General features: G+C 69.6%; 18 protein-coding genes and 1 pseudogene. 10 read left to right on the forward strand and 9 right to left on the reverse strand.

All coding sequences use genetic code 11. The annotated features are described in order from the left end of the window. The 7 genes from GFJ45_RS06335 to GFJ45_RS06365 all read left to right on the forward strand — a co-directional run. The coding region (locus tag GFJ45_RS06335) for a PucR family transcriptional regulator (RefSeq protein WP_194288542.1) at positions 1 to 481 on the forward strand (481 nt) is incomplete at its 5' end. Between the two features lie 112 nt (positions 482 to 593). Next, on the forward strand, positions 594 to 1,772 hold the full coding sequence (locus GFJ45_RS06340; protein WP_323368714.1) for an acyltransferase domain-containing protein: 1,179 nt from the start codon (positions 594 to 596) through the stop codon (positions 1,770 to 1,772). Then, positions 1,769 to 2,818, forward strand: a complete 1,050-nt coding sequence (locus GFJ45_RS06345; RefSeq protein ID WP_153395313.1) for a beta-ketoacyl-ACP synthase III — start codon at positions 1,769 to 1,771, stop codon at positions 2,816 to 2,818. The genes GFJ45_RS06340 and GFJ45_RS06345 overlap by 4 nt, the downstream gene beginning before the upstream one ends. A gap of 68 nt (positions 2,819 to 2,886) precedes the next feature. Next, positions 2,887 to 3,135: an acyl carrier protein gene (locus GFJ45_RS06350; protein WP_153395315.1), complete on the forward strand. Its 249-nt coding sequence runs from the start codon at positions 2,887 to 2,889 to the stop codon at positions 3,133 to 3,135. Between the two features lie 117 nt (positions 3,136 to 3,252). Further along, on the forward strand, positions 3,253 to 4,506 hold the full coding sequence (gene fabF / locus GFJ45_RS06355; protein ID WP_153395317.1) for a beta-ketoacyl-ACP synthase II: 1,254 nt from the start codon (positions 3,253 to 3,255) through the stop codon (positions 4,504 to 4,506). Next, the gene (locus GFJ45_RS06360) at positions 4,506 to 5,957 is read left to right on the forward strand and encodes an acyl-CoA carboxylase subunit beta (RefSeq protein ID WP_153395319.1); all 1,452 of its coding nucleotides are present in this window, start codon (positions 4,506 to 4,508) and stop codon (positions 5,955 to 5,957) included. The genes fabF and GFJ45_RS06360 overlap by 1 nt, the downstream gene beginning before the upstream one ends. A 65-nt stretch (positions 5,958 to 6,022) precedes the next feature. Then, positions 6,023 to 7,168 (forward strand): glycosyltransferase, encoded by a 1,146-nt coding sequence (locus GFJ45_RS06365; RefSeq protein ID WP_153395321.1) that lies wholly within the window; start codon positions 6,023 to 6,025, stop codon positions 7,166 to 7,168. A gap of 36 nt (positions 7,169 to 7,204) precedes the next feature. Here GFJ45_RS06365 and GFJ45_RS06370 read toward each other — a convergent pair whose 3' ends face one another. Beyond that, positions 7,205 to 7,720: a DUF3145 domain-containing protein gene (locus GFJ45_RS06370; protein ID WP_153395323.1), complete on the reverse strand. Its 516-nt coding sequence runs from the start codon at positions 7,718 to 7,720 to the stop codon at positions 7,205 to 7,207. Between the two features lie 170 nt (positions 7,721 to 7,890). Between GFJ45_RS06370 and GFJ45_RS06375 the strand changes: the two genes are divergently transcribed. Further along, positions 7,891 to 8,565, forward strand: a complete 675-nt coding sequence (locus tag GFJ45_RS06375) for a UdgX family uracil-DNA binding protein (protein WP_153395325.1) — start codon at positions 7,891 to 7,893, stop codon at positions 8,563 to 8,565. Between the two features lie 32 nt (positions 8,566 to 8,597). On the opposite strand, the gene GFJ45_RS06380 is transcribed toward GFJ45_RS06375, so the two are convergent. The 5 genes and pseudogenes from GFJ45_RS06380 to GFJ45_RS17060 form a co-directional block, all read right to left on the reverse strand. Continuing rightward, positions 8,598 to 9,041, reverse strand: a complete 444-nt coding sequence (locus tag GFJ45_RS06380; protein WP_153395327.1) for a hypothetical protein — start codon at positions 9,039 to 9,041, stop codon at positions 8,598 to 8,600. 183 nt (positions 9,042 to 9,224) lie between these two features. Continuing rightward, on the reverse strand, positions 9,225 to 10,055 hold the full coding sequence (locus GFJ45_RS06385) for an SDR family NAD(P)-dependent oxidoreductase (RefSeq protein WP_153395329.1): 831 nt from the start codon (positions 10,053 to 10,055) through the stop codon (positions 9,225 to 9,227). A 19-nt stretch (positions 10,056 to 10,074) separates the two neighbouring features. Next, positions 10,075 to 12,102 carry a CocE/NonD family hydrolase gene (locus GFJ45_RS06390; RefSeq protein WP_153395331.1) on the reverse strand — a complete coding sequence of 676 codons (2,028 nt, stop codon included), beginning with the start codon at positions 12,100 to 12,102 and terminating at the stop codon, positions 10,075 to 10,077. Beyond that, positions 12,102 to 13,388 (reverse strand): ATP-grasp domain-containing protein, encoded by a 1,287-nt coding sequence (locus GFJ45_RS06395; RefSeq protein ID WP_153395333.1) that lies wholly within the window; start codon positions 13,386 to 13,388, stop codon positions 12,102 to 12,104. Before GFJ45_RS06395 ends, GFJ45_RS06390 begins: the two co-directional genes overlap by 1 nt. Before the next feature lie 269 nt (positions 13,389 to 13,657). After that, positions 13,658 to 14,566, reverse strand: a pseudogene (locus GFJ45_RS17060) (DUF5996 family protein). A gap of 765 nt (positions 14,567 to 15,331) precedes the next feature. Here GFJ45_RS17060 and GFJ45_RS06405 point away from each other — a divergent pair. After that, positions 15,332 to 16,957: a TIR domain-containing protein gene (locus GFJ45_RS06405; RefSeq protein WP_153395335.1), complete on the forward strand. Its 1,626-nt coding sequence runs from the start codon at positions 15,332 to 15,334 to the stop codon at positions 16,955 to 16,957. On the opposite strand, the gene GFJ45_RS17065 is transcribed toward GFJ45_RS06405, so the two are convergent. The 3 genes from GFJ45_RS17065 to GFJ45_RS06420 form a co-directional block, all read right to left on the reverse strand. Next, positions 16,873 to 17,211, reverse strand: coding sequence for a tyrosine-type recombinase/integrase (locus GFJ45_RS17065; protein WP_153395337.1), 339 nt, complete (start codon positions 17,209 to 17,211; stop codon positions 16,873 to 16,875). The two genes, GFJ45_RS06405 and GFJ45_RS17065, sit on opposite strands and share 85 nt — an antisense overlap. 549 nt (positions 17,212 to 17,760) lie before the next feature. Next, positions 17,761 to 18,156, reverse strand: a complete 396-nt coding sequence (locus GFJ45_RS06415; RefSeq protein WP_153395339.1) for a hypothetical protein — start codon at positions 18,154 to 18,156, stop codon at positions 17,761 to 17,763. Positions 18,157 to 18,235: 79 nt separating this feature from the next. After that, a complete protein-coding gene (locus tag GFJ45_RS06420; protein ID WP_153395341.1) occupies positions 18,236 to 19,279 on the reverse strand; it encodes a protein NO VEIN domain-containing protein in 1,044 nt (347 codons plus the stop codon). A 1,264-nt stretch (positions 19,280 to 20,543) separates the two neighbouring features. On the opposite strand from GFJ45_RS06420, the gene GFJ45_RS06425 reads away from it, so the two are divergent. Then, positions 20,544 to 20,924, forward strand: a complete 381-nt coding sequence (locus tag GFJ45_RS06425; protein WP_153395343.1) for a hypothetical protein — start codon at positions 20,544 to 20,546, stop codon at positions 20,922 to 20,924. The last annotated feature ends 269 nt before the right edge of the window (positions 20,925 to 21,193 follow it).

Raw genomic sequence — 21,193 nt, forward strand, 5'->3', positions numbered from 1 at the left:
CGAGGAGGGCGACCCGCTGCGCGTGGGCATCGTCGGGGCCGGGTTCATGGCCACCGGGCTGATCGACCACATCGTCAACACCGTGCCCGGGCTGGAGGTGGCCGCCGGCTGGGCCGAGGCGCCCCGCCCGGTCGCGGCCGAGGACCTGCTCCCCGAGCGTGCGCTGCACGGGGAGGCGCACGCGCGGCGGCAGCTGGTCGAGCGGGTCTACCGGCCGCTGGCGACCGAGGGCACCGTGCTCCTGGAGACCGGCAGCGCCTACCTGGAGGCCGGCGGCTCGCTGGAGGCCACGGCCCGGACGCTGTTCGTGCACGCCAACACGGTCCGCTACCGGCTGCGCCGGATCGCCGAGACGGTCGGGCTGGACCTGACCCGGCCCCGGGACGCCTGGATCGTGCGGGTCGCCCTCGCCTACGGCCGCATCGCGCACGGCAGCGCGCCCCAGCCGGGCGACGCCACGGCACCCAGGCGGTCCCGATAACATTTCGATCACGAGAAGCTGTTGGAGGAATCCTCCAAAGTCTGGCCCGGGATCTGGTGGCGTTCCATCACGTCATGCCCGGTCGGGACGCGACAGGGTGGGCAACGTGCTCGTGATCGTCGCGCCCGGACAGGGCTCCCAGTCCCCTGGCTTCCTGAGCTCCTGGCTCGAGCTGCCTGGCTTCCGCGATCGCATGGATTGGCTGTCCGCCGTCGCGGGGATGGACCTGGTCGCCCACGGGACCACCTCCGACGCGGAGACCATCAAGGACACCGCGGTGGCGCAGCCGCTCATCGTGGCCTCCGGGCTGGTCTCGCTGCTGTCGCTGTTCGCCCACCCCGCCGACGGCTTCCGCGCGGTCGGGGCCGGTGGTGGCCACTCGGTCGGAGAGATCACCGCGGCGGCCGCGGCCGGTGTGCTCACCGCCGAGCAGGCGATGGTCTTCGTCCGGGAGCGCGGGCGCGGCATGGCCGAGGCGGCCGCCGCTACCCCCACCGGCATGAGCGCGGTGCTGGGCGGCGACCCCGACGAGGTCACCGCGGCGCTGGAGCGGCACGGGCTCACCCCCGCCAACATCAACGGCGCCGGCCAGGTGGTCGCCGCCGGCACCGTGGAGCAGCTGCAGGCGCTGCGCGAGGACCCACCGCCCCGGGCGCGCGTGATGCCGCTGCCGGTCGCCGGCGCGTTCCACACCCACCACATGGCCCCGGCGGTCGACCGGCTGGCGCGCTACGCCCGGGCCATCTCCACCCACGAGCCGCGGCTGCAGCTGGTCTCCAACGCCGACGGGGCCGTGCTGCAGGGCGGGCGCGAGGTGCTGGGCCGGCTGGTGGCCCAGGTCAGTAACCCGGTGCGCTGGGACCTGTGCCAGCAGACCTTCGCCGACCTGGGCGTGACCGGGCTCATCGAGATCCCGCCGGCCGGCACCCTCGCCGGCCTGGCCAAGCGCGCGCTGCCGGGGGTGGAGGTGCTGGCCCTGAAGACCCCGGACGACCTGGACGCCGCCCACCGCATGATCCGCGAGCACGGCCCGGTCGCCGAGGAGACCGGTGACCCCTCGTGGCGGCTGGTGGTGTCCCCCGTCAAGGGCACCGTCACCGCGCACGTCACCGAGCCCGGCCACCGCGTCGGCCCCGGCGACACGGTCGCCACCATCACCACGCTGCGTGACAGCCACCCGGTCCCGGCCCCGCACGGTGGCCGGCTCATCGAGTGGCTGGTCGAGGACGGCGACCCGGTGAGCCCCGGCCAGCCGCTGCTGCGGCTGCACCCCCAGGAGGACTACCAGTGAGCCCAGCCAGCCAGGCCGGCCAGCCCCGCCCCGCCCTGACCACCACGGAGACGACGCGCCACGCGCGCATCCACGGCATCGGCGGCTACCGTCCCGAGCGGGTGGTCACCAACGAGGAGATCTGCCAGCGGATCGACTCCAGCGACGAGTGGATCCGGCAGCGTTCCGGCATTATCGAGCGGCGGCTGGCGCGGCCGGACGAGTCGGTCATCGACATGTCCGAGCCGGCCGCCCGGGACGCCATCGAGATGGCCGGGATCCGTCCCGAGCAGATCGGCCTGGTGCTGATGGCCACGGTGACCCACCCCTACCAGACGCCTGCCGCCGCCCCGCTGCTCGCGCTGCGGCTCGGGATCCCCGACCCGGCGGCGCTGGACATCTCCGCCGCCTGCGCCGGGTACTGCTACGGCATCTCCATGGCCACGGACATGGTCCGGGCCGGCACGGTCGACTACGCGCTGGTGGTGGGCGTGGAGAAGCTGTCCGACTTCACCGACTTCACCGACCGCGGCACCGCCTTCATCTTCGGCGACGGTGCCGGCGCTGCCGTCGTCGGGCCGGCCGAGGAGCCGGGCGTCGGCCCCACCGTGTGGGGCTCCGACGGCGAGAACTGGGACAAGATCGTCCAGCGCGAGTCCTGGACCGACCTGCGGGACACCCTGGCCGACGGCTCGGCCGGTGAGGACCGCTGGCCCGCGTTCTCGATGCAGGGCCAGGCGGTGTTCCGGTGGGCCGTCTACTCCATGGCCCCGGTCGCGCGCAAGGCGATGGCCGCCGCCGGCGTGACCGCCGAGGACCTGGACGTGTTCATCCCCCACCAGGCCAACATGCGGATCACCGACGCCATGGTCAAGGAGCTCAAGCTGCCCGCCGACGTGGCCGTGGCCCGCGACATCGCCGAGACCGGCAACACCTCGGCCGCCTCCATCCCGCTGGCGGCCGCCCGGATGCTCGCCTCCGGCGAGGCGCGGTCCGGTGACCTGGCGCTGCAGTTCGGGTTCGGCGCCGGGCTGGTCTATGCCGCCCAGGTCGTCGTCCTGCCCTGACAGGTTCCCGAGGCCCGGCGGGTGACCCGGGTCAGCCCACGAAACGCACAGTACAAGGAGCACACCCGATGGCTATGAACGAGCAGGAGATCCTCGAGGGTCTGGCCGAGATCGTCAACGAGGAGACCGGCATCGAGACCGAGGCCGTCCAGATGGACAAGTCCTTCACCGAGGACCTCGACATCGACTCGCTGTCGATGATGACCATCGTGGTCAACGCCGAGGACAAGTTCGGCGTGCGGATCCCGGACGAGGAGGTCAAGAACCTCACCCACGTCCGGGACGCCGTCAGCTACATCAACTCCAACCAGGGCTGACCCGGTCGTCCCCGGCCCGGCCGTGTCGCCGCGTCCGCCGCGGCACCGGGCCGGGGACGACCAGCCGCCCACACCCCCGGGGGGTCACCGCCCCACCACCCCTGACAAGGAGTCCCGATGACCGCCACCCACGACCGCCGCGTCGTCGTCACCGGCCTGGGCACCACGTCCCCGGTCGGCGGCACCGTGCCCGAGACCTGGGAGGCCATCCTGGCCGGCCGTTCCGGCGCCCGGACCCTCCCCGACTCGCTGCTGGCCGGGGAGCACGAGCTGCCGGTGACGTTCGCCGCGACCGTGCACACCCCGCCCGAGGAGGTGCTCAGCAAGGTCGAGGTGCGGCGCAACGACCCCTCCGGGCAGTACGCCCTCATCGCCTCCCGCGAGGCGTGGGCCGACGCCGGGTCCCCCGAGGTGGAGCCGGAGCGGCTGGGCGTCGCGCTGGGATCGGGCATCGGCGGGGTGTGGACTCTGCTCAACCAGTGGGACGTGATGAAGGAGCGAGGACCGCGCCGGGTGTTCCCGCTGACCGTCCCGATGCTGATGCCGAACGGTCCCGCGGCCGCGGTCTCGCTGGACCGGGGGGCGCGGGCCGGGGCGCACACGCCGGTGAGCGCGTGCGCCTCCGGGGCCGAGGGCATCGGGCAGGCGCTGACGATGATCCGTAGCGGCCGCGCCGACGTGGTCGTCGCCGGCGGTACCGAGGCGGCGGTGCACCCGCTGCCGATCGCCGCGTTCGCCGCCATGCAGGCGCTGTCCACCCGCAACGACACGCCGGAGGCCGCCTCGCGGCCCTACGACTCCAGCCGCGACGGCTTCGTGCTCGGCGAGGGCGCGGCCGTGCTGGTGCTGGAGTCGGAGGAGCACGCCCGGGCCCGCGGCGCCCGCATCTACGGTGAGCTCGCCGGCCTCGGGATGAGCGCGGACGCCTACCACATCACCGCCGGGGAGCCCGAGGGCGCGGGCGCGGCCCGGGCGATGCTCGAGGCGGTCAGCGACGCCGGGCTGGCGCCGGAGGACATCGCCCACGTCAACGCGCACGCCACCTCCACCCCCGTCGGTGACCTGGCCGAGTCCAAGGCCATCCACCGCGCGTTCGGGGCGCACGCCACCCGGCTCAACGTCACCGCGACCAAGTCGATGACCGGTCACCTGCTCGGTGCGGCGGGGGCGCTCGAGGCCGTGCTGACGGTGCTCTCCCTCTACCACCGCACGGTGCCGGCCACCATCAACCTGGAGCAGCAGGACCCCGACATCGAGCTGCAGGTCGTCACCGGCCAGGCCGCCACGCTCCCCGACGGCGAGCTGGCCGCGCTGAACAACTCCTTCGGCTTCGGCGGCGCCAACGTCGCCCTCACCTTCCGGACGGTCTGATGAGCAGCCGCGCCCCCAGCCCCGCCTCCGCGCAGGCGACCACCTCCGCCCAGGGCAAGATCCCGCGCGAGCAGGACCCCCGCAACCCGCGGCTGCGGCTGCAGGCGTTCTTCGACGACGGCTCCCTGGAGCTGATCACCCCCGAGGACGACTCCGGCACGCTCGCTGCCGCCGGGACGGTCCGGGGCACGCCGGTGGTCGCCTTCGCCTCCGACGCCACCATCCAGGGCGGTGCGATGGGCGTGGCCGGCTGCGAGGTGATCCTGGCGGCCTACGAGCGGGCGCTGGCCGACGAGGCGCCGGTCGTGGGGCTGTGGCACTCCGGCGGGGCCCGGCTGGCCGAGGGCGTGGTCTCGCTGCACGCGGTCGGGCAGGTCTTCGCGATGATGACCCGTGCCTCTGGCGTGATCCCGCAGATCTCGGTCGTGCTCGGGGCGGCCGCCGGGGGCGCCGCCTACGGGCCGGCGCTCACCGACATCGTCGTGCTGGGTCCGGACGGCCGGGTGTTCGTGACCGGCCCCGACGTGGTGCGCTCGGTCACCGGTGAGGCGGTGGACGCCCTCCGGCTGGGCGGCCCCGAACCGCACGGCCGCCGCTCCGGGGTAGTCCACGTGGTCGCCCAGTCCACCGAGGACGCCCTCGAGCAGGGGCGCGTGTTGTGCACGCTGCTCTCCGACCAGGGCACGCTGGACGTGGCCGCGGTCGCCGACCGCGACCTGGCCGCGACCTTCCCGGAGTCGGCCAAGCGTGCCTACGACGTGCACCCGGCCGTGGAGAACCTGCTGGACGAGGACACCGAGGCGGTCGAGCTGTTCCCCCGGTGGGCGCCCAACATCGTCACCACCCTGGGCCGGTTCGGTGGCCGCACCGTCGGGGTGATCGCCAACAACCCGATGCGGCTGGGTGGCTGCCTGGACTCGGCCTCGGCGGAGAAGGCCGCCCGGTTCGTGCGGATGTGCGACGCATTCGGCGTCCCTCTCATCGTCCTGGTCGACGTGCCCGGCTACCTGCCGGGCGTGGGGCAGGAGTGGGACGGGGTGGTCCGGCGCGGCGCCAAGCTGCTCCACGCCTTCGCCGAGGCGGTGGTCCCCCGGGTCACCCTGATCACCCGCAAGACCTACGGCGGCGCCTACATCGCCATGAACTCCCGGTCGCTGGGGGCCACCAGGGTCTTCGCCTGGCCCACCGCCGAGCTGGCGGTCATGGGACATGTCGCGGCGGTGCGCATCCTGCACCGCCGGCGCCTGGCCGAGGTGCCCGAGGAGGACCGCGCGCGCGTGGAGCGGGAGCTGGCCGAGGAGCACGCCGTCCTCGCCGGCGGGCTGTCCCGTGCTCAGGAGATCGGCGTGGTCGACGAGATCGTCGAGCCGGAGGTCACCCGCTCGGCACTGGCCCGGGCCATCGCGGAGGCACCGCAGCGGCGCGGTCGCCACGGCAACATCCCGCTCTGACCGGACCGCGCTGCCCGCCGGCCGCCCAGCCGGCGTGCAGCCTCGGCCGGTAGCGTCCGGTGACCATGCACATCCTGCGCGTGGCGAACTTCGTGAGCCCGACGTCCGGCGGCATCAAGACGGCGTTGCGGCACTGGGGGCAGAGCTACCAGGAGCACGGCCATCGCGCGACGCTGATCGTGCCGCACACGCCGGACGACGACGGTCCCCCCGTCACGCATGAGGAGCAAGGGCTGGTCCACCGGGTGCCGGCGGCGCCGGTCCCCCGCACCGGCTACTCCCTCATCTGGCACCGGGCCGGGATGCGACGCCTCATCACCGAGCTGGCGCCCGACGTGATCGAGGTCTCGGACCGCACCACCACGCGGTGGCTGGGCCCCTGGGCTCGCTCCCAGGGCATCCCGACCGTGATGGTCAGCCACGAGAACGTCACCGGCATCCTGCAGCGGCGAACCCCCGTCGGGGACCGGCTCGCCGGATGGCTCGCCGACCGGGTCAACCTGCGCAGCGCGGCGGAGTACGACGCGATCGCCTGCCCCTCTGAGTACGCCGCTGAGGAGTTCCGGCGCAACGGCGTCCCCGCCCGGGTGGTGCCGCTCGGGGTGGACCTGGACACGTTCGTCCCCAGCAGCGACCACGGCCGGCTCGCGCCCGACGGCTCCCAGCGGGACCGGAGCGGTCGGCGGCTGCAGCTGGTGCACTGCGGGCGGCTGTCACCGGAGAAGAACCCGTGGATGTCGCTGGCCGCCGTGCGGGTGCTGGCCCAGCGCGGCGTGGACGTCCACCTGACCGTGCTGGGACACGGCCCGCTGCGCAGCACGCTGCTGGAGGTCGCGGACGACCTCCCGGTGACGTTCCACTCCTACATCCACGGCCGGGCCGAGCTGGCGGAGGTGATGGGCCGCGCGGACGCGGCGATCGCGCCGGGCCCGGTGGAGACGTTCGGGCTGGCCGCGCTGGAGGCGCTGGCCTGCGGTGTGCCGGCGGTCTGCCCCGACGAAGGCGCCCTACAGGAGGTCGTCGGCGACGCCGGCGCCGCCACCCCCTCGGAGCCGGAGGCGTTCGCCGACGCGGTGCTGGAGCTCGTCGCCCGTGGCCCGGAGGGACGGGTGCGGGCCCGCCGGCAGGCCGAGCGCTTCACCTGGGACCGGTCGGGGCAGCTGATGCTGCAGCTGCACCAGGAGCTGGTCGGAGCCGGCGGCGCCGCGTGAGCCGCCCGGCCCGGCAGCCGGGGTCGCCGGTGCTGCTCAGCCCACCTTGTGGAGCCACTTGACCGGCGCGCCGTCACCGGCGTGGCGGAACTCCTCCAGCTCGGTGTCCCAGGCCGTCCCCAGGCACCGGTCCAGCTCGGCGGTGAGCACCGCCATGTTGTCGCCCGCCTCGGCCACGGCGGCCCGCAGCCGGTCCTCGTTGATCATCACGTCCCCGTTGGCCGAGATGCGGGCGTGGTGGATGCCCAGCGACGGGGTGTGCGTCCAGCGGGCACCGTCGGCCCCGCGGCTGGGCTCCTCGACGACCTCGTAGCGCAGGCCGTCCCAGCCCCGCATGGCGCTGGCCAGCAGCGCACCGGTCCCGGCCTCGCCGGTCCAGGCGAACTCGGTCCGCACCGTCCCCGGCTGCGCCGGCTGGGCCGTCCAGTCCAAGGACACCCGGGTGTCGAGGACACCCTCGAGCGCCCAGGCGATGTGCGGGCATAGCGCGGTCGGGGTGGAGTGAATAAACACCACCCCGCGGGTCATGACACGCGGCATCACGACGGACATCCGATCCTCCTGTGTGGTGCGAGGGACGTCTTCCCCAACGGCCTCGCCCACCCGTGTCGGGTGTCGCGTCGTGTGACGCGACCTATTGTGCTCTATCGCCACAGGAGTATCAACCGTGACAGCGGCCCGGTGCGGACGACACGCCGTCGCGGCCGTGCCAGGCTGGGGCGGTGGGTAGCAGCAGGGCGGGCCGGTCACGGCCCAATCCCGACCGGCCCGGGGCCCAGCAGTGGGTGCCGTCCGACGGGGGCGTGCCGGCGCTGCGCCGCGCCGCGACGGAGTGCCGCGGCTGCGAGCTGTGGGAGCCGGCCGAGCAGCTGGTCTTCTCCGAGGGCGACCCCGGCGCGGCCGTGGTGCTGGTCGGTGAGCAGCCCGGTGACGTCGAGGACCGGGAGGGCCGGCCGTTCGTCGGCCCGGCCGGGCAGCTGCTGCGCCGCGCCCTCGGGGACGCCGGCCTGACCGAGGAGGAGGTCTACCTCACCAACGCCGTCAAGCACTTCCGGTTCCAGCCCCGCGGCAAGCGCCGGATCCACCAGAAGCCCGACCTGAGCCACCTGGTGGCGTGCCGGCCCTGGCTGGAGGCCGAGCTGGCGGAGGTGGATCCGGCGGTCACGGTGGCGCTCGGTGCCACCGCCGCGCGGCAGGTGCTGGGACGGCAGACCAAGATCGGGGAGAACCGCGGCCGGCTCCTGGACCCTCCCGAGGGCCACGGCAGCGGCCGGGCGCTGGTGACGGCCCACCCCTCCGCGGTGCTGCGGGCGCGGGAGCGCAGGCATGCCGCCTACGAGGAGCTGGTGGCCGACCTGCGGGTGGTGGCCGACCACCTCGCCGCCACCGGCGGCTGACACCTGGCCGGCGCGGGTAGTGGGCCGGCCGGTCAGCCGGGCCGGTCGGTGCGCACGAAGGTGAGGTCGAAGTCCTTGCGCCAGCTGCGGCCGCCGTCCTCCGAGGCCTCCCAGCGCCCCTCGATCCGGTCCGGCGCCACCGCGGCGAGGAACCGCTGGTAGAAGTCGGGGTCCTCGCGGGTCATGCTCCAGCCTCCGTCGCCGAAGGACATCTGGAACAGCCGGGAGACGCCACGATCGTCGTGGTAGAGCGCGGCGTAGCCGTCGCGGGCGTCGCTGTGCCCGATCACCAGCTCGTACCCGGGTCGCCCGTCCAGCTCGGACCGGAACCGGAGGAACGCCTCCCCAAGCCACTCGACGACGGCCCAGCCGGACAGCTCCCGGCCCGCGGGCTCGAGGAACCAGGCGTCGGACAGGGTCAGCGTCCAGTGCCCGACGAGCGCGGGCTCCAGCCGCGCCAGGCTCTCGTTCCGCATCGCTACCTCCGCTCCAGTGGCTCGTGCACGATGCCTGCTGGTGCTGACCGTGCCGCCGCCGGGGACTCATCGGCGCGGGCGTGTTCAGTAGCGTCCGTACAGCTTCATCCTCGGGGGGCCGGCCGTCGGGGTCGAAGACGGTGCGGTAGAGCGGCAGCGCGAGCAGGCGCCGTTCGCCGGCCACTACCTGGTCGGGTCGCCGCGGACCGGCTCCGGCGGACCGCCACCGTCCGAGCGCCTCGTCAGCATGGCGTGCAGGGCGCTCTTCAGCGGCTCGGGCGCGGCTTTGATCAAGGGCAGCGCCTTCACCCGCCAGGAGTGCGAGACCACCCGGTGGTCGCCGTCGAGGAGGGCGTCCACGGCGTCACGGGCCACGTCCGCCGGGTCGTCCTGGGGGCCGGTGCCGGCGCGGGTGTCCTCGATGCCGGCACGGGCGAAGAACTCGGTGTCGGTCGGCCCGGGCAGCAGGGCGGTCACCGTGACGCCGGTGTCCTGCAGCTCATGGCGCAGCGCCTCGGCGAACCAGTACCCGAACGCCTTGGACGCGGCGTAGGTCGCGTACCACGGCCCGGGCATCAGTGCCGCGACGGAGGAGGTGATGAGCACCCGTCCCCGGCCGGACTCCACCATGGCTGGCAGAAGCCGCTTGGCCAGGTGCAGGACGGAGGAGATGTTCAGCTGCACCATCCGCAGGTCTGCCTCGAGGGGGGTCTCGATGAACGGCCCGCCGACGCCGACGCCGGCGTTGAGGGCCAGCACCTCGACCGGGCGGCCGAGCCGCTCCACCTCCGCGACCAGCGCCTCCGCGCCCTCCCCCGTCGCCAGGTCCGCGCGGACCGCGCGCACGTCGCCGCCGGCCGCGGCGAGCTCCAGCCTGGCCGTGTCCAGCTCCGCGTCCTCGGCGCAGAGCAGCAGGTCGTGCCCGTGTCGCTGCAGCTCCCGCGCCAGCTCCAGGCCGATGCCGCTCGAGGCGCCGGTGACCACCGCCAGCGGTCGTGTGGTGTCCTCAGCCATGCTCCGACGGTAGGGCGGGTCAGAGGAAGTCGCGCGGGATGACGGTGCTCCAGCTCTTCGCGACCACGCGCTCCTCGCCCTCGTAGGCGTCCAGCTCGGCGTGCAGGCGGAACGCGGTGGGCGTCGAGGTCAGCACGGTCTTGGTGCGGGTCAGCACCTGCCAGTCGCCACGCTGGAACCCCATCGTCCAGTCGGTCTCCCCCCGCACTGAGTTGAAGTCCGAGCCGGTGAAGGTGTAGCGCTCGTAGGCGCGGCGGGTGACGGCGAGGTCGATGTCGTCCAGGCGCACCACGCCCAGGTCCTTGACCACGTCCAGGGCCCCGGAGAGGTCCACCATGTTGCGGCTGACCCGCCAGTCGTGCTCGCCGGGGTGCAGCTGGGTCACCGAGAGCGGGGGCGCGCCCTCCGGCTCCGGGAAGGCGGGGACGGGCTCGTCGTCCGCGGTGTCCGTGGGCCGCACCGGCAGCACCAGGCCGCTGTCGTTCGGGTACACGGTGAGCTGCACCGGCTCCGGCGGCGGCCAGACGACCGGCCAGTACGAGGTGGAGATCGACAGCCGGATGCGGTGACCCACCGGGAACGACTGCGCCATGCCGTTGAGGGGCACCACGACCGTCTGCCGCTCCCCCGGCTGCAGCCGCTGCGGGGTGTCCGACCCGCTGTGGTGGGTGAGGTTGAAGACCCCGTAGCTGATCCTGGTGGCCTGCCCGTCCGGGGCCACGTCGGACAGCCGCAGCGCCACCATGGCCAGCGGCTTGTCGGCGGAGAAGGTCAGCTCGACGGTCGGCGCGCCGAGCAGCTCCAGCCGCTCGGCCAGCGGGTCGCTGTCGAAGGTCAGCGACCCGCCGTCCTCCTCTCGCTGGTCGTAGGGCAGGTCCGGGGGTGCGTTGTAGGAGCACCACTTGCCGGCGAACTGCCCCACCGAGAGCGGTGACTGCACCGTCAGCTCCGGGCTGTGCTCGTGCTCGTCCGGTGCGGCGATGCGGTGGCGGCCCAGCGGGTACCGGGTCTGCACGATGCGTGGGCTGGGCCAGCTGGGCTCCCCCACCCACCGTCCCGGGCGCTCGTGGTAGGCGGTGGCCGGCGCGACCGTGTCCTGCATCCAGATGGTCAGCATCGGCCCGTCCATGGCGCCGTTGCCCCGCTCGTCCTTGAGCCAGTGGTCCCACCACTGCACCATCTCCTGCAGGAAGCCGATGGCGGGGCCGGGCTGGCCCAGGTGGGGGTACTTGTGGCTCCACGGCCCGATGAGCCCGCGGCGCGGGACGTCCAGGCCCTGCAGCAGCCGGAACACCGAGTTCGAGTACCCGTCGGCCCAGCCGCTGACGGCGAACACGGGACACTCGATGGCGGAGTAGTCCTCGATCACCGACCCGTGCCGCCAGTACTCGTCGCGGCGCTGGTGGCGCAGCCACTCCTCGAGCCAGAGCCCGCTGTGCTCCAGCCGGTCGCGCCACAGTTCCCGCCACCGCTCACCGACGATCGCCGGGTCCGGGGGGCTGGAGTTGTAGGCGAACATCGTGGAGGCCCAGGACAGGTTGTCGCTGAGCAGGCAGCCGCCCATGTAGTGCACGTCGTCGGCGTACCGGTCGTCGGTTGAGCAGACCGTCACGATCGCGCCCAGGCTCGGCGGGCGGCGGGCCGCTACCTGCAGCGCGTTGAAGCCGCCCCAGGAGATCCCCATCATCCCGGTGCGCCCGTTGCACCAGGGCTGCTCGCTCATCCAGGCCAGCACCTCCTCCGCGTCGCGCAGCTCCTGCTCGAGGTACTCGTCGGTGAGCAGCCCCTCGGAGTCGCCGCTGCCCCGCAGGTCGACCCGCAGGCAGGCATAGCCGTGACCGGCCAGGTAGGGGTGGTGGATGGAGTCGCGCTGGGCCGTGAGGTCGCGCTTGCGGTACGGGATGAGCTCCAGGATGCCCGGCACCGGCTCGTCCTCGGCGGAGACCGGTCGCCACAGCCGGCCGGCCAGCCGGGTGCCGTCGGACATCGGGATCCACAGGTGCTCGGTCTCCTCGACCGCGTTCGGCAGTGCGGTGACGGTCCGCATCAGGCTCCTTCCTGCACGTCCTCGATCTCGAAGTCGAGCGCCGCGACGCACCGGTCGTAGCGACGCACCAGCTCGTCCTCGTCCGGTGCGCCCAGGAAGATCTCTGCGAGGACGTAGCTGTAGCTGTCGCCGCCGTACCCGTCGGAGAGCTGGCTGCCCTCCTCGACCGCGACCTGCAAGGTGCTGCCGGGGACCTCCTGCTCGACCTGGGCCACCTGCTCCGGGCTCGGCACCCGGCGGACGAGGCCGTCGGTGAAGTGCCGCAGGTACCACTTGGCCGCGGTGGCGTACGGCCCTTGGCCGCGAGCCAGCTGCGGGTCCCGGTCCAGGGCGAGGTCGAGCAGGACGGCGTGGTTGGGGGCCCCGTCCACCAGCTGGAAAAGCGGCGCGTGCGACTGCGAGTGGCGGGCGTTGACCTCCAGCAGCGAGAGCCGTTCCTGCTCCGGGTCCCAGAAGTACTCGATGTTGAACGTGGTGTTGGCCAGGCCGATGCCGGTGATCACCCGCCGGGAGACGTCGGCCATGTAGTCCCGGACCCGCGCCGGCAGCCGGGAGGGGTACTGGTAGCGCAGGAAGCTGGGCAGGCCGGGGTAGGTGAGGGAGTCGATGACGCCGTAGACCTCGACGCGACCGCCGCGGCTGAAGCCCTCGACGGTGTACTGCTCGCCGGTCGCGGCCTCCTCGACCAGGCAGCCGGTGCCGCCGACGTCGGCGACCTCCGGCGGCAGGTCGAGCATGGCGAGGATGTCGTTGAACGGGTCGCCCAGCCGGTGGATCTCCTCCCGCTCCCGCGCGAGCGCCTCCCGCAGCTGCTCGTCGTCCTCGACGTAGTAGGCGCCCTCGGACTCGGTGGACTCCACGGGCTTGATCCAGGCCGGGTAGGAGACACCGGGGGGCAGGCTGGGGTGCTGGTCAGCGGGGTCGATCAGGCCGAACGCAGGGTGCTCGGTGATGACCTTCTGCTGCTCCAGCCGGCTCCAGTACTTGTGCTCGCACTTGACCACGGCCTCCAGGTCGGCGCTGCGCAGCCCGTACCGCTGACAGAGAATCGGCACCAGCATGTTCACCGGGAAGTCCCAGTAACCGATGATGGCGTCGATGCGGCCCTCGAAGGCCTCCAGCTGCCGGTGGGCCTGGTCGAGCAGGTCCGGCACCGAGACCGAGCCCTCCTGGAGGTCCTCGCGCTCGAGCAGGGTGTGGAAGGTGTACTCGTCTGCTCCTGGCAGGGCGCGCAGCGTCTCCAGGTTGAGGTCATCCAGGCCGACCACGAAGATGTTCCGCGTCATGTTGGCCCCCTCTCGCCGGGCATGACGATCATCGCAGCCGGGCCACCGCGCGGTCGAGCCCTCGTTTCACCCACGCACGACGACACGGTGGGCCAGGGGCGCGTGCTCCCGCGACCGACGCATTGTGAGTACAGGCCCAGGTCGGGGTGCGCTCTGAGCGCGTCTTCGCCCACACCAATCGTGCTTGTCACCGACGAGGAGTCCGCTTCGTCCGGAGCAGCGCAAGCCGCTGGTGCAGATATCTGGGACCGACATTCGAGCTGATCGGGTCAGCGTTGCCGGTGCTTGTCCTGCCACCGCGTGGGGTCGTCTTCGAGGCTTGCTCGGTCCCAGTTGCCGCGCTCCGCGGCGGCCTCGTAGGTGCTGTGCAGGAACTCCAGCAGCGCCTGGTCAGGATCCTCGGCCGTGCGCACCGCCTCGTAGGGGAGCAGGAACTGGCCGTTCTCGGTGCTGTAGTAGGCAGCCTCAGGTCCGACCTGGTAGTCGGCGAACCCGTCCGGTTCGGGTAGGCGTAGGCGTAGAAGGCACCCTCCTCTCCTCCCCCGGGCCAGAAGCCGCAGCTGCTCAGCTCACAGGAGTAGCCCTCTACCATCACCCAGTCCCCGCAGTTGGGGGCTCCGCCGGGATGTTCGGGCGCCGGGCGCCCCGAGAATCGGGTGCAGGCCAGGTCCATCGCGCCCCAGAAGAAGTGCACCGGGCTGACCTTGCCGACGAAATGGGACCGAAATTCGCCGAACACCCGGTGGGCCTGGGTCAACTGCCCCCAGAACAGTTGCGCAGCCTCGGGGTCGTAGGAGATGTGCTCCGTGTCCTCGGCGAACGAGATCGCCGGGTCGACCTCGTTGGGGCGGTCCTGGATCTCGACCTGGGCGCCCAGCCCACTCAGCGCCGACAGAGTTTCTGGTGGAACTGGGCCACCGACTTCGGCTCGAGCCGGATGGTTTCGGCGCCTCCGTCGCTGCTGCGGATGACCAGCTGGTGGTCGACAATTCGAACTCAAGGTCGAAGAGGCCTTCGCCGTTGGGGATGCTGCCGGTGGTCAGGCCCCGCGGGGTGACGTACAGCGTGACCTGCCACCAGTGGTTGACCAGCGGTGCCTGCGACAGCCGGATCTTGCCGACGATCTGGGTCCACATGTGCAGGGTGTCGCGAGTTGCGGTCCAGTCCTCGACCCGCAGCCGGGGCCACCCCCTCCGGCCGCGGCGTCTTCCCTCGTCATGCTCGCTCCTCCCGGTTGGCGGTTCGTCTCAGCGGTGCTCGGGGTTGGCCTGGCCAGGTGCGCAGCCGACGTCCCACTCATCGCGGCGGTTCCCGTACGCCGGACGCCGCCGGCTTCCTTTAGCAGCGACGCAAAGTGCATCAGGTTGTAGGGCATGAAGGCGGTGTTGCGGTTGGCTGCTCACCTACCCGATCGCGGCGCCGACCGCGGTCCCGACAGCGATGCCGAGCGCCGTGCCGATGGTCGCTGTTGTCACCGCATGTGCGACCGCCATGGCCCTGCGGGTAGATCGGGTGCCGCCGACAACGGCGAGCACGGCTGAATCGCGATGGCCCTCGGCCAGGGTCAGCGCGGTGCCGCCAGCGCCAGGAGTGAGAAGGACCCGACTAGGACGGCCATCACGCTTCCGCCTGGCGGGGCCTTGAACCCGCGACCGACGGATTATGAGACGGAGCCGGTACGGAACCTCGTCGGAGCACCGTACGCCACCGGGTGCCGAGGTCGTCCGCCTTCAGCACGTCGTGGTGCAGATCAGCTTGGAACGGCGGTTCGCCCCGGAGGTCGACGGACCACGCCGACGAGGCGCGGTCGGAGGGGTTCTGGAGGGGATTTCTCGGCACGTCGCCCGTTCTCCCGCAAAGGGCGGAGCCGCGACGTGTACCCTGGCTGGCCAGGGATGTCGCCACGACGAAAAAGACCGGCGAAAGAGGGGAAGGACTCGCAGATGAGGTACGAGTTGGGGGAGGTCTTCAACGAGGCGGGCCTACCAGAAGTGACTTACGTAGCCCCCAGCATCGGTCAGCAGCTCAAGGGGTCGCTGGCCACCAAAGGCAAGCACGTCACCCTCGTTGGCCCGTCTGGTAGTGGCAAATCGACGGTCGCGACCCGCACGCTCGCGTCCCTTGGATTCGCTGACGACGACATCCTGCGTCTCAACGGTCGCAACTACGCACAAGCAAGCACGATAACTGAGATCTTCGGACAGATCTTTGGAGTCGCGCCAACCATGGAAGAAATTGAACCGTGGTTGAAGGTGTATAAGATCATTTTCGTCGACGACGTACATCACTTGAGCACGAACGCCAGAAATGAACTTGCCTCTCGACTCAAGATTTGGCACGAGATGGGTATCAGGTTCTTCTTAGTTGGCATCGCGAAGACAAGTGAGGCCATCCTCGGCCAGGACCCCGAGTTGGCGATCCGTAACGACGCCTGGCACCTAGATCGACAAACAAACGAGTTTATGTTCGAGCTGCTGGCGAAAGGCGAAGAGGCTCTTAACATAGAGTTCTCCGACGACGCTAGGAAGACGGCCACGGCTGCCGCTCAAGGATCTCCTTCGATCTTCCAGGCGATATGCCGTATCGCGTGCGTTGAGGCGGATGTGTTTGCTACTGTGCCGGAGAAGGTTTCCATTGACGTCGACCTACCCCTCATTCGAAGTTCCGTGGTACGTCAGTATGACGGCCGATATCTGACGAAGATCGTGAGCCTAGCGCGAGGGAGACGACAGGCTCGGTCCGTTCACGATACGTATTACTCGATCGTCGAGCAGATAGCAAGGAGCGGCAAGCAGCAAATATCGCAAGACGAGTTGTATCACAAGATTGTCGGCAGCGCAGATGCACGAAACAAGGGCAGGGCGCGAAATAGTTTTTACCGCGCCGTGAAGGCGCTGCCGGTGGTCATCGATGAGAATAATCTCAGCGACGTTCTGATCTTCGAGAATGGCACTCTGAGTATTGACGATCCGGTCTTTCGTTTCTACCTAGACCATCTAGATTTCTCTCGCGTCCGCTCCCAGGTGAATGTGCGTCGTCTTGGCTATGAGTATGACGTGGCCGTCTCTTTCGCTGGTACTGACAGGGCCGTGGTATCTCAGTTGGTGGAGAAGCTCCTTGAGCGCGGCCTGGAGGTGTTCTACGACTTCGATGAGCAGGCGATGCTGTGGGGTAAAGATCTACGCAAGGAACTTGCTCGCGTGTATGGCCAAGACGCGCAATACATGGTGGTATGTCTGTCCGAGGCCTACCCCGAAAAAGACTGGCCATCCTTTGAATTTGAGATTGGCAAGAATGCGGGCCAGAAGCGTACCGAAGACTACTTGCTCCCTCTTGTTGTAGGCGACGAGCGCCCGGCAATCATCGGTCTCCCTGCATCCGTTGGCCACATCAGTTTGTCTGATCATTCATTGGATGACGTTGCGGAACTCATCCAGGAAAAACTCAGCTCGCTTCCCCCGATCCGGCCAGAAGTGGAAACAGATCAAGCAGAAGCGGGAGTCACCGTCACTCCGGACGGGGTCGAGATACTGGAGCTGGACCCAGGTGCCGAGGAGACCGACAAGTAGGCCTGCATTCGTGCCGTCTCGACGCTGTGGTCGCTGGGGTCGAGGTGCGAGTAGATGGTGTTCGTCGTGGTGATGGACGTGTGACCCATCCACCGGCTCACCTTGTACGGCTCCACCCCATCCGCGAGCAGCATGGAGGCCCAGGTGTGGCGCAGGTCGTGGAACCACACGTCTCCTAGCTCCGCGCGGTCCAACGCGGGGCGGAAGTTGCGGCGGTAGAACGACCCCTGGCCCCACTGCCGCCCCCAGTCCAACGTGCGGGCACCGGGAGTGCGTCCCGGTCACAAAGCCGCGTCGGGGTCGGCGCGGTGCGGGTGCTCATTGAGGTAAGCGCGCAAGTCGTCCACGAGCGCGTCAACCAGCAGCGGCACCTTGCGGCGGGACCGGGCGGACTTGGGGTGCCGGTGACCCGCTCGCCGTTGATGCGCTCCCGGGTGACCTCCACGGCTACCTCGCGGCAGAGCAGGTTCACGTCTTTGATGAGGAGGCCTGCCACCTCCCCAGCGCGGAGGCCGGTGTACGCCGCGAAGCGGACGATCAGCCCGTACGGGTGGAAGTAGTCCAACTCGCCGGCCAGTCGCTCCACCTTCAGCCGGGGTTAGGAACCGGGCCTCGTACTTCTCCAGCCGGGGGAGCACCGTCCCGGTACAGGGTTCGGGGCGACGTGCTTGTGCTGCACGGCGTACTTCATGGCCTTAGTGAGCGCGACGAACACCTTGCGGACGGTCGAGGGGGAGCACCGGGGCGAACCGGCGTACAACGCCGCACCATCTCGATGAGTGCGGCGGTGCAAGCCATCGGTCTCAGCAGGTGTGGCCCTGCTTGTCCACCAGGACAGCGCGGCAGTGAGGGCACGACGTCCACCCAAAGGCGGCGGGATCAGCGGCTCCCGGGGACGGGACGGCCACCTTCTCGGGAGCTGCGAGCGCGGCGATCACGCCGGGGCGCTGCTTCAAGACTCGGCTGTGGATGGGCACCTCGTCGGGCGCGTCTACACCCTCGTCCCTGAGGACCCTCGCGCAGCGGTTGAAGTTGCTGGGGTTGTAGTCGGCCGACTTGGGGTTCGCCGAGAACACCACCCGCAATCCGGGCTTCTCGCCGTGTTCATCGGTGAAGCGCGAGTCGTTCGTGGTGACGTGGATCGCGTTCTGGTTCTTGTCCCACCAGACGTTCATCTTGACGTCGGTATAGCCACTCATAGCGGTTCCTCTCTATGGGACGACCCCCTCTATGGGGCCGGCAGCTCCGGGCTGCACGTACAAACTACCGCTCGCCCTTCTACGACCGCCAGCCCTTGTCAGGCAAGGTGTAACGGAACCGGATCGGTAGGAGGTCCGCAGCGTGGGCGGTCCAAGTCTGGAGAACGCGACCATGTCCTCCGAAAGCAGTCACCGATCCGTCGGAGTTCCGCTCGTATTCCACACCTTCGGCGACGTAGAGGGCGGTGGGTTGGTGGTCTCGTGAGTTGGCCACCTCGTTGTGTGTCAGCTCAACGTGGGTCGCCCCGTCCGCAGATGTTCCCTTGACCTCAACGCGGAGCTCGACGCCGCCCTTTGTGGCAACGAGGTCATACGAGTGCGTGGTCCCTACGTCCTGGATGTCCGCCGGTGCATAACCTTCGCTGACCAACCATTCGACCGCGAGGTCCACGGCCCGCCGCTCGATAGCGCGCCGGGTAGCGACGTCCAGCATGTATCCCGCGTTCTTGACGCTGCGGGTCTTCTTCACAGGTCGCGGTGCTGCGCGCCCTCCGCCCGCCGCCGGTGCATGCTCGTCGAAGAGGTCAAGTGCGTCGAAGACAGCGAGCACCTCGCGTGGCATCTTCACGAAGTAGGTCTGCTGGGCACGCAACTCGCGCTTGTCGCTGAACTGGAACGGAAAGTACAGATTTCCCGGATAGACCGTTTCGAGCTCCTGCTTCACCTGCCTCAGAGCTATCTCTGCTGCGCGGACTTCGCTGATGGTGACCGGGTCGGTCAGAGGGGTGTAATCCTGCAGCGGCATCATCCAAGCAGGTCGGCTATTTGTTGAGCCCTTGGCGCGGCCGACAGTCCCGCGAGCCTGCCAGCTGATGGTCGTGTACTCGTAGACACCAGTCGCCCGCGACCACCCCGCGATACCAGGTTCGTCGTGCAGTGACTTGTGCCAGTGTAGGACGATGTCCCCAGGTGCCACCCGCGTTATGAGTTCGTACCCCCAGTACGGTTGACCGCCCTGCTGTGTCTGCGGCGCATACAGATTGTTCCCGACGTCGGATCGATCCGTGATCTCCATCCAGAAGCGCTGGTCAGAGTCGTTGGCCCACCACTCGTTGATCTCCACACGAGCGAGTATGCCCGGCCCACCGCAGGAGGGGTTCGGAGGGGTTCGCTCGCTGGGAGGAGAGGAGAGGGGCACCCGGACCTAAGTCGGATGCCCCTCTACCTGCGATAACGCGAGGTCGGCCAGCAGGGGCTTGAAACCCTGGACCGACGGATTCATGAGTCCACGCCGACGGGTTGCAGGAGTCTGCCTAGGGCCGATTCGCGCTCAGCGACCAGCCACTGAACCGCTCCTGAACGGTCCCGTTGCGCTACGTTCTGAGGCTCGGCGTAGCAAACCGTTAGCAAGCCCGGCTGGTCCGCGGGCCTAGCGGACTCCGGCGTCCACGCAGTGCCTTGGGCCCTGAGTGCCTCCGCCTGTGCAGGCCCCGACACCCAGCCCAGTCCGTTTTCACGGATCTGCCGAGAGTCGGACGTCTTCAGCCTCCGATGAATGCGAACCCTCGAGCCGTCTCCTGAGAGGTGCACACGCTTGCCTATGAGCCCCCGTTGATCGCCGCTCCCTCCGCCGCAGACGGTTGTGGCAGCGTGCGCGGCGTTGCGGGGGAAGCCCCCCAGCGCGGGCTCGCGACCGAGCGACGGACCAAAGTTCAACCCTCAACGACGAGGCCAGCGGTCTCCCCAACTGGCGAGCGCGGGGTCACCTGCTGCGCTATACATGGGTAATGACGTCGATGCGCGTACAGATGGGCCACGTTGAGGGCATGCCGACTCATGAAGCGCTGTCTCTGGCGGGGGACTGGACTCCCAATTGGCGTGCATTCGACGTCGATTCGCGAGCCCCACTTGGTTACTTATGGGCCATGTACGAGGACGCTGTACGGCCCAAACTTTCGGACTGGTATGAACCATACCCCGCTGGACCGATTATCCGGCAGGCAGACGACGTGCTGTGGCTGCCATACTCGTCCATCTGCGCACCGGCGGGCGAACTCCGTTGGAATACGCCCTGGGACAGGATCCGAGTAGCTGAGTTGACGCAGCTATATCCACGGCGTCTAGACACGCTGCAGTACGTGCGGATTGCATGGGCCACGGTTCCCCAAATCGGTGACGGAGATGGGCTCCCTTGGGAGTACCTCCTGCAGATATGGCAAGACTTGGAGCCCTGGGTGCAAACGGTCCTGGCTGGCACCGGAGCAGCCCTAACACTGAGAGACGGAGCACAACTCACGGTCGATGCCGCCCGCAAACTAAGCCGTGGGTTTGGCGCAGTGGAACGCAAGTGGCGGGGTTGGCGTCGGCGTGGTGTGGATTCTGCCCAAGTGCAAGGAGTCCTTGCCGACGAAAGCCTGGACGACTCAGTAAAGGCAGAATTGCTTGGGCTCGCGCAAGACGAGATTGAGGGACTGAGCGAGGTATTCGATCCCAGCGAGACGCCCAGCGGGCTCTATGCTGGCATCTGGGCTCATCTCAGCGACCATCCGCCGAACGAACCCTACGCGCTGGACGAACGCCTATACAAGTGCGTCTGCAGGAAGAGCCAGTGCGACGCCGAGGCCGCCATAATCGCTATCCCCACTGGCGTCAAGATCGGTCTCACCTTTGCCAACGACCATTTCGTGCTCGGACGAGAAGCCCTCGACGCACTCCTCGAAGCCAAGGGAAAGTATCCCGCGGGACCACACTCCCAGGAGAATCCGTGAAGGAAGTCGAGCGTCATGAGCCTGCAGGCCGACGTTCCGGACCGCGTGACGGTTAGGTTGCCCCGAAGAGGACATGCCGCCTACGGCCCTCGAATGATCAACTAAGGTGCCTCAGTGAGACGCTGGCGTCTCCGGGTGGAGTGGTGGAGGCCCGGCTCTGACCGTCGGGGACACTCCTGTGGTGCCTGTCCGAGTGGCTTGCATGCGAGCTGTCCACGATGGTCAGCAGTCGGGTCGGCCGGTCTGACGTGATAGGAACTTGTGGTCGC

The sequence above is a fragment of the Ornithinicoccus halotolerans genome (genome assembly GCF_009602535.1).
Taxonomy (GTDB): domain Bacteria; phylum Actinomycetota; class Actinomycetes; order Actinomycetales; family Dermatophilaceae; genus Ornithinicoccus; species Ornithinicoccus halotolerans.

What these genes read in the sequence shown, in the direction of transcription:
- GFJ45_RS06370 (WP_153395323.1), bottom strand. Translation starts at nt 7,720, where the DNA reads ATGTCCGTCGTGATGCCGCGTGTCATGACCCGCGGGGTGGTGTTTATT.
- GFJ45_RS06365 (WP_153395321.1), top strand. Translation starts at nt 6,023, where the DNA reads ATGCACATCCTGCGCGTGGCGAACTTCGTGAGCCCGACGTCCGGCGGC.
- GFJ45_RS06395 (WP_153395333.1), bottom strand. Translation starts at nt 13,388, where the DNA reads ATGACGCGGAACATCTTCGTGGTCGGCCTGGATGACCTCAACCTGGAG.
- fabF (WP_153395317.1), top strand. Translation starts at nt 3,253, where the DNA reads ATGACCGCCACCCACGACCGCCGCGTCGTCGTCACCGGCCTGGGCACC.
- GFJ45_RS06380 (WP_153395327.1), bottom strand. Translation starts at nt 9,041, where the DNA reads ATGCGGAACGAGAGCCTGGCGCGGCTGGAGCCCGCGCTCGTCGGGCAC.
- GFJ45_RS06415 (WP_153395339.1), bottom strand. Translation starts at nt 18,156, where the DNA reads ATGAGTGGCTATACCGACGTCAAGATGAACGTCTGGTGGGACAAGAAC.
- GFJ45_RS06390 (WP_153395331.1), bottom strand. Translation starts at nt 12,102, where the DNA reads ATGCGGACCGTCACCGCACTGCCGAACGCGGTCGAGGAGACCGAGCAC.
- GFJ45_RS06360 (WP_153395319.1), top strand. Translation starts at nt 4,506, where the DNA reads ATGAGCAGCCGCGCCCCCAGCCCCGCCTCCGCGCAGGCGACCACCTCC.
- GFJ45_RS06350 (WP_153395315.1), top strand. Translation starts at nt 2,887, where the DNA reads ATGGCTATGAACGAGCAGGAGATCCTCGAGGGTCTGGCCGAGATCGTC.
- GFJ45_RS06385 (WP_153395329.1), bottom strand. Translation starts at nt 10,055, where the DNA reads ATGGCTGAGGACACCACACGACCGCTGGCGGTGGTCACCGGCGCCTCG.
- GFJ45_RS06405 (WP_153395335.1), top strand. Translation starts at nt 15,332, where the DNA reads ATGAGGTACGAGTTGGGGGAGGTCTTCAACGAGGCGGGCCTACCAGAA.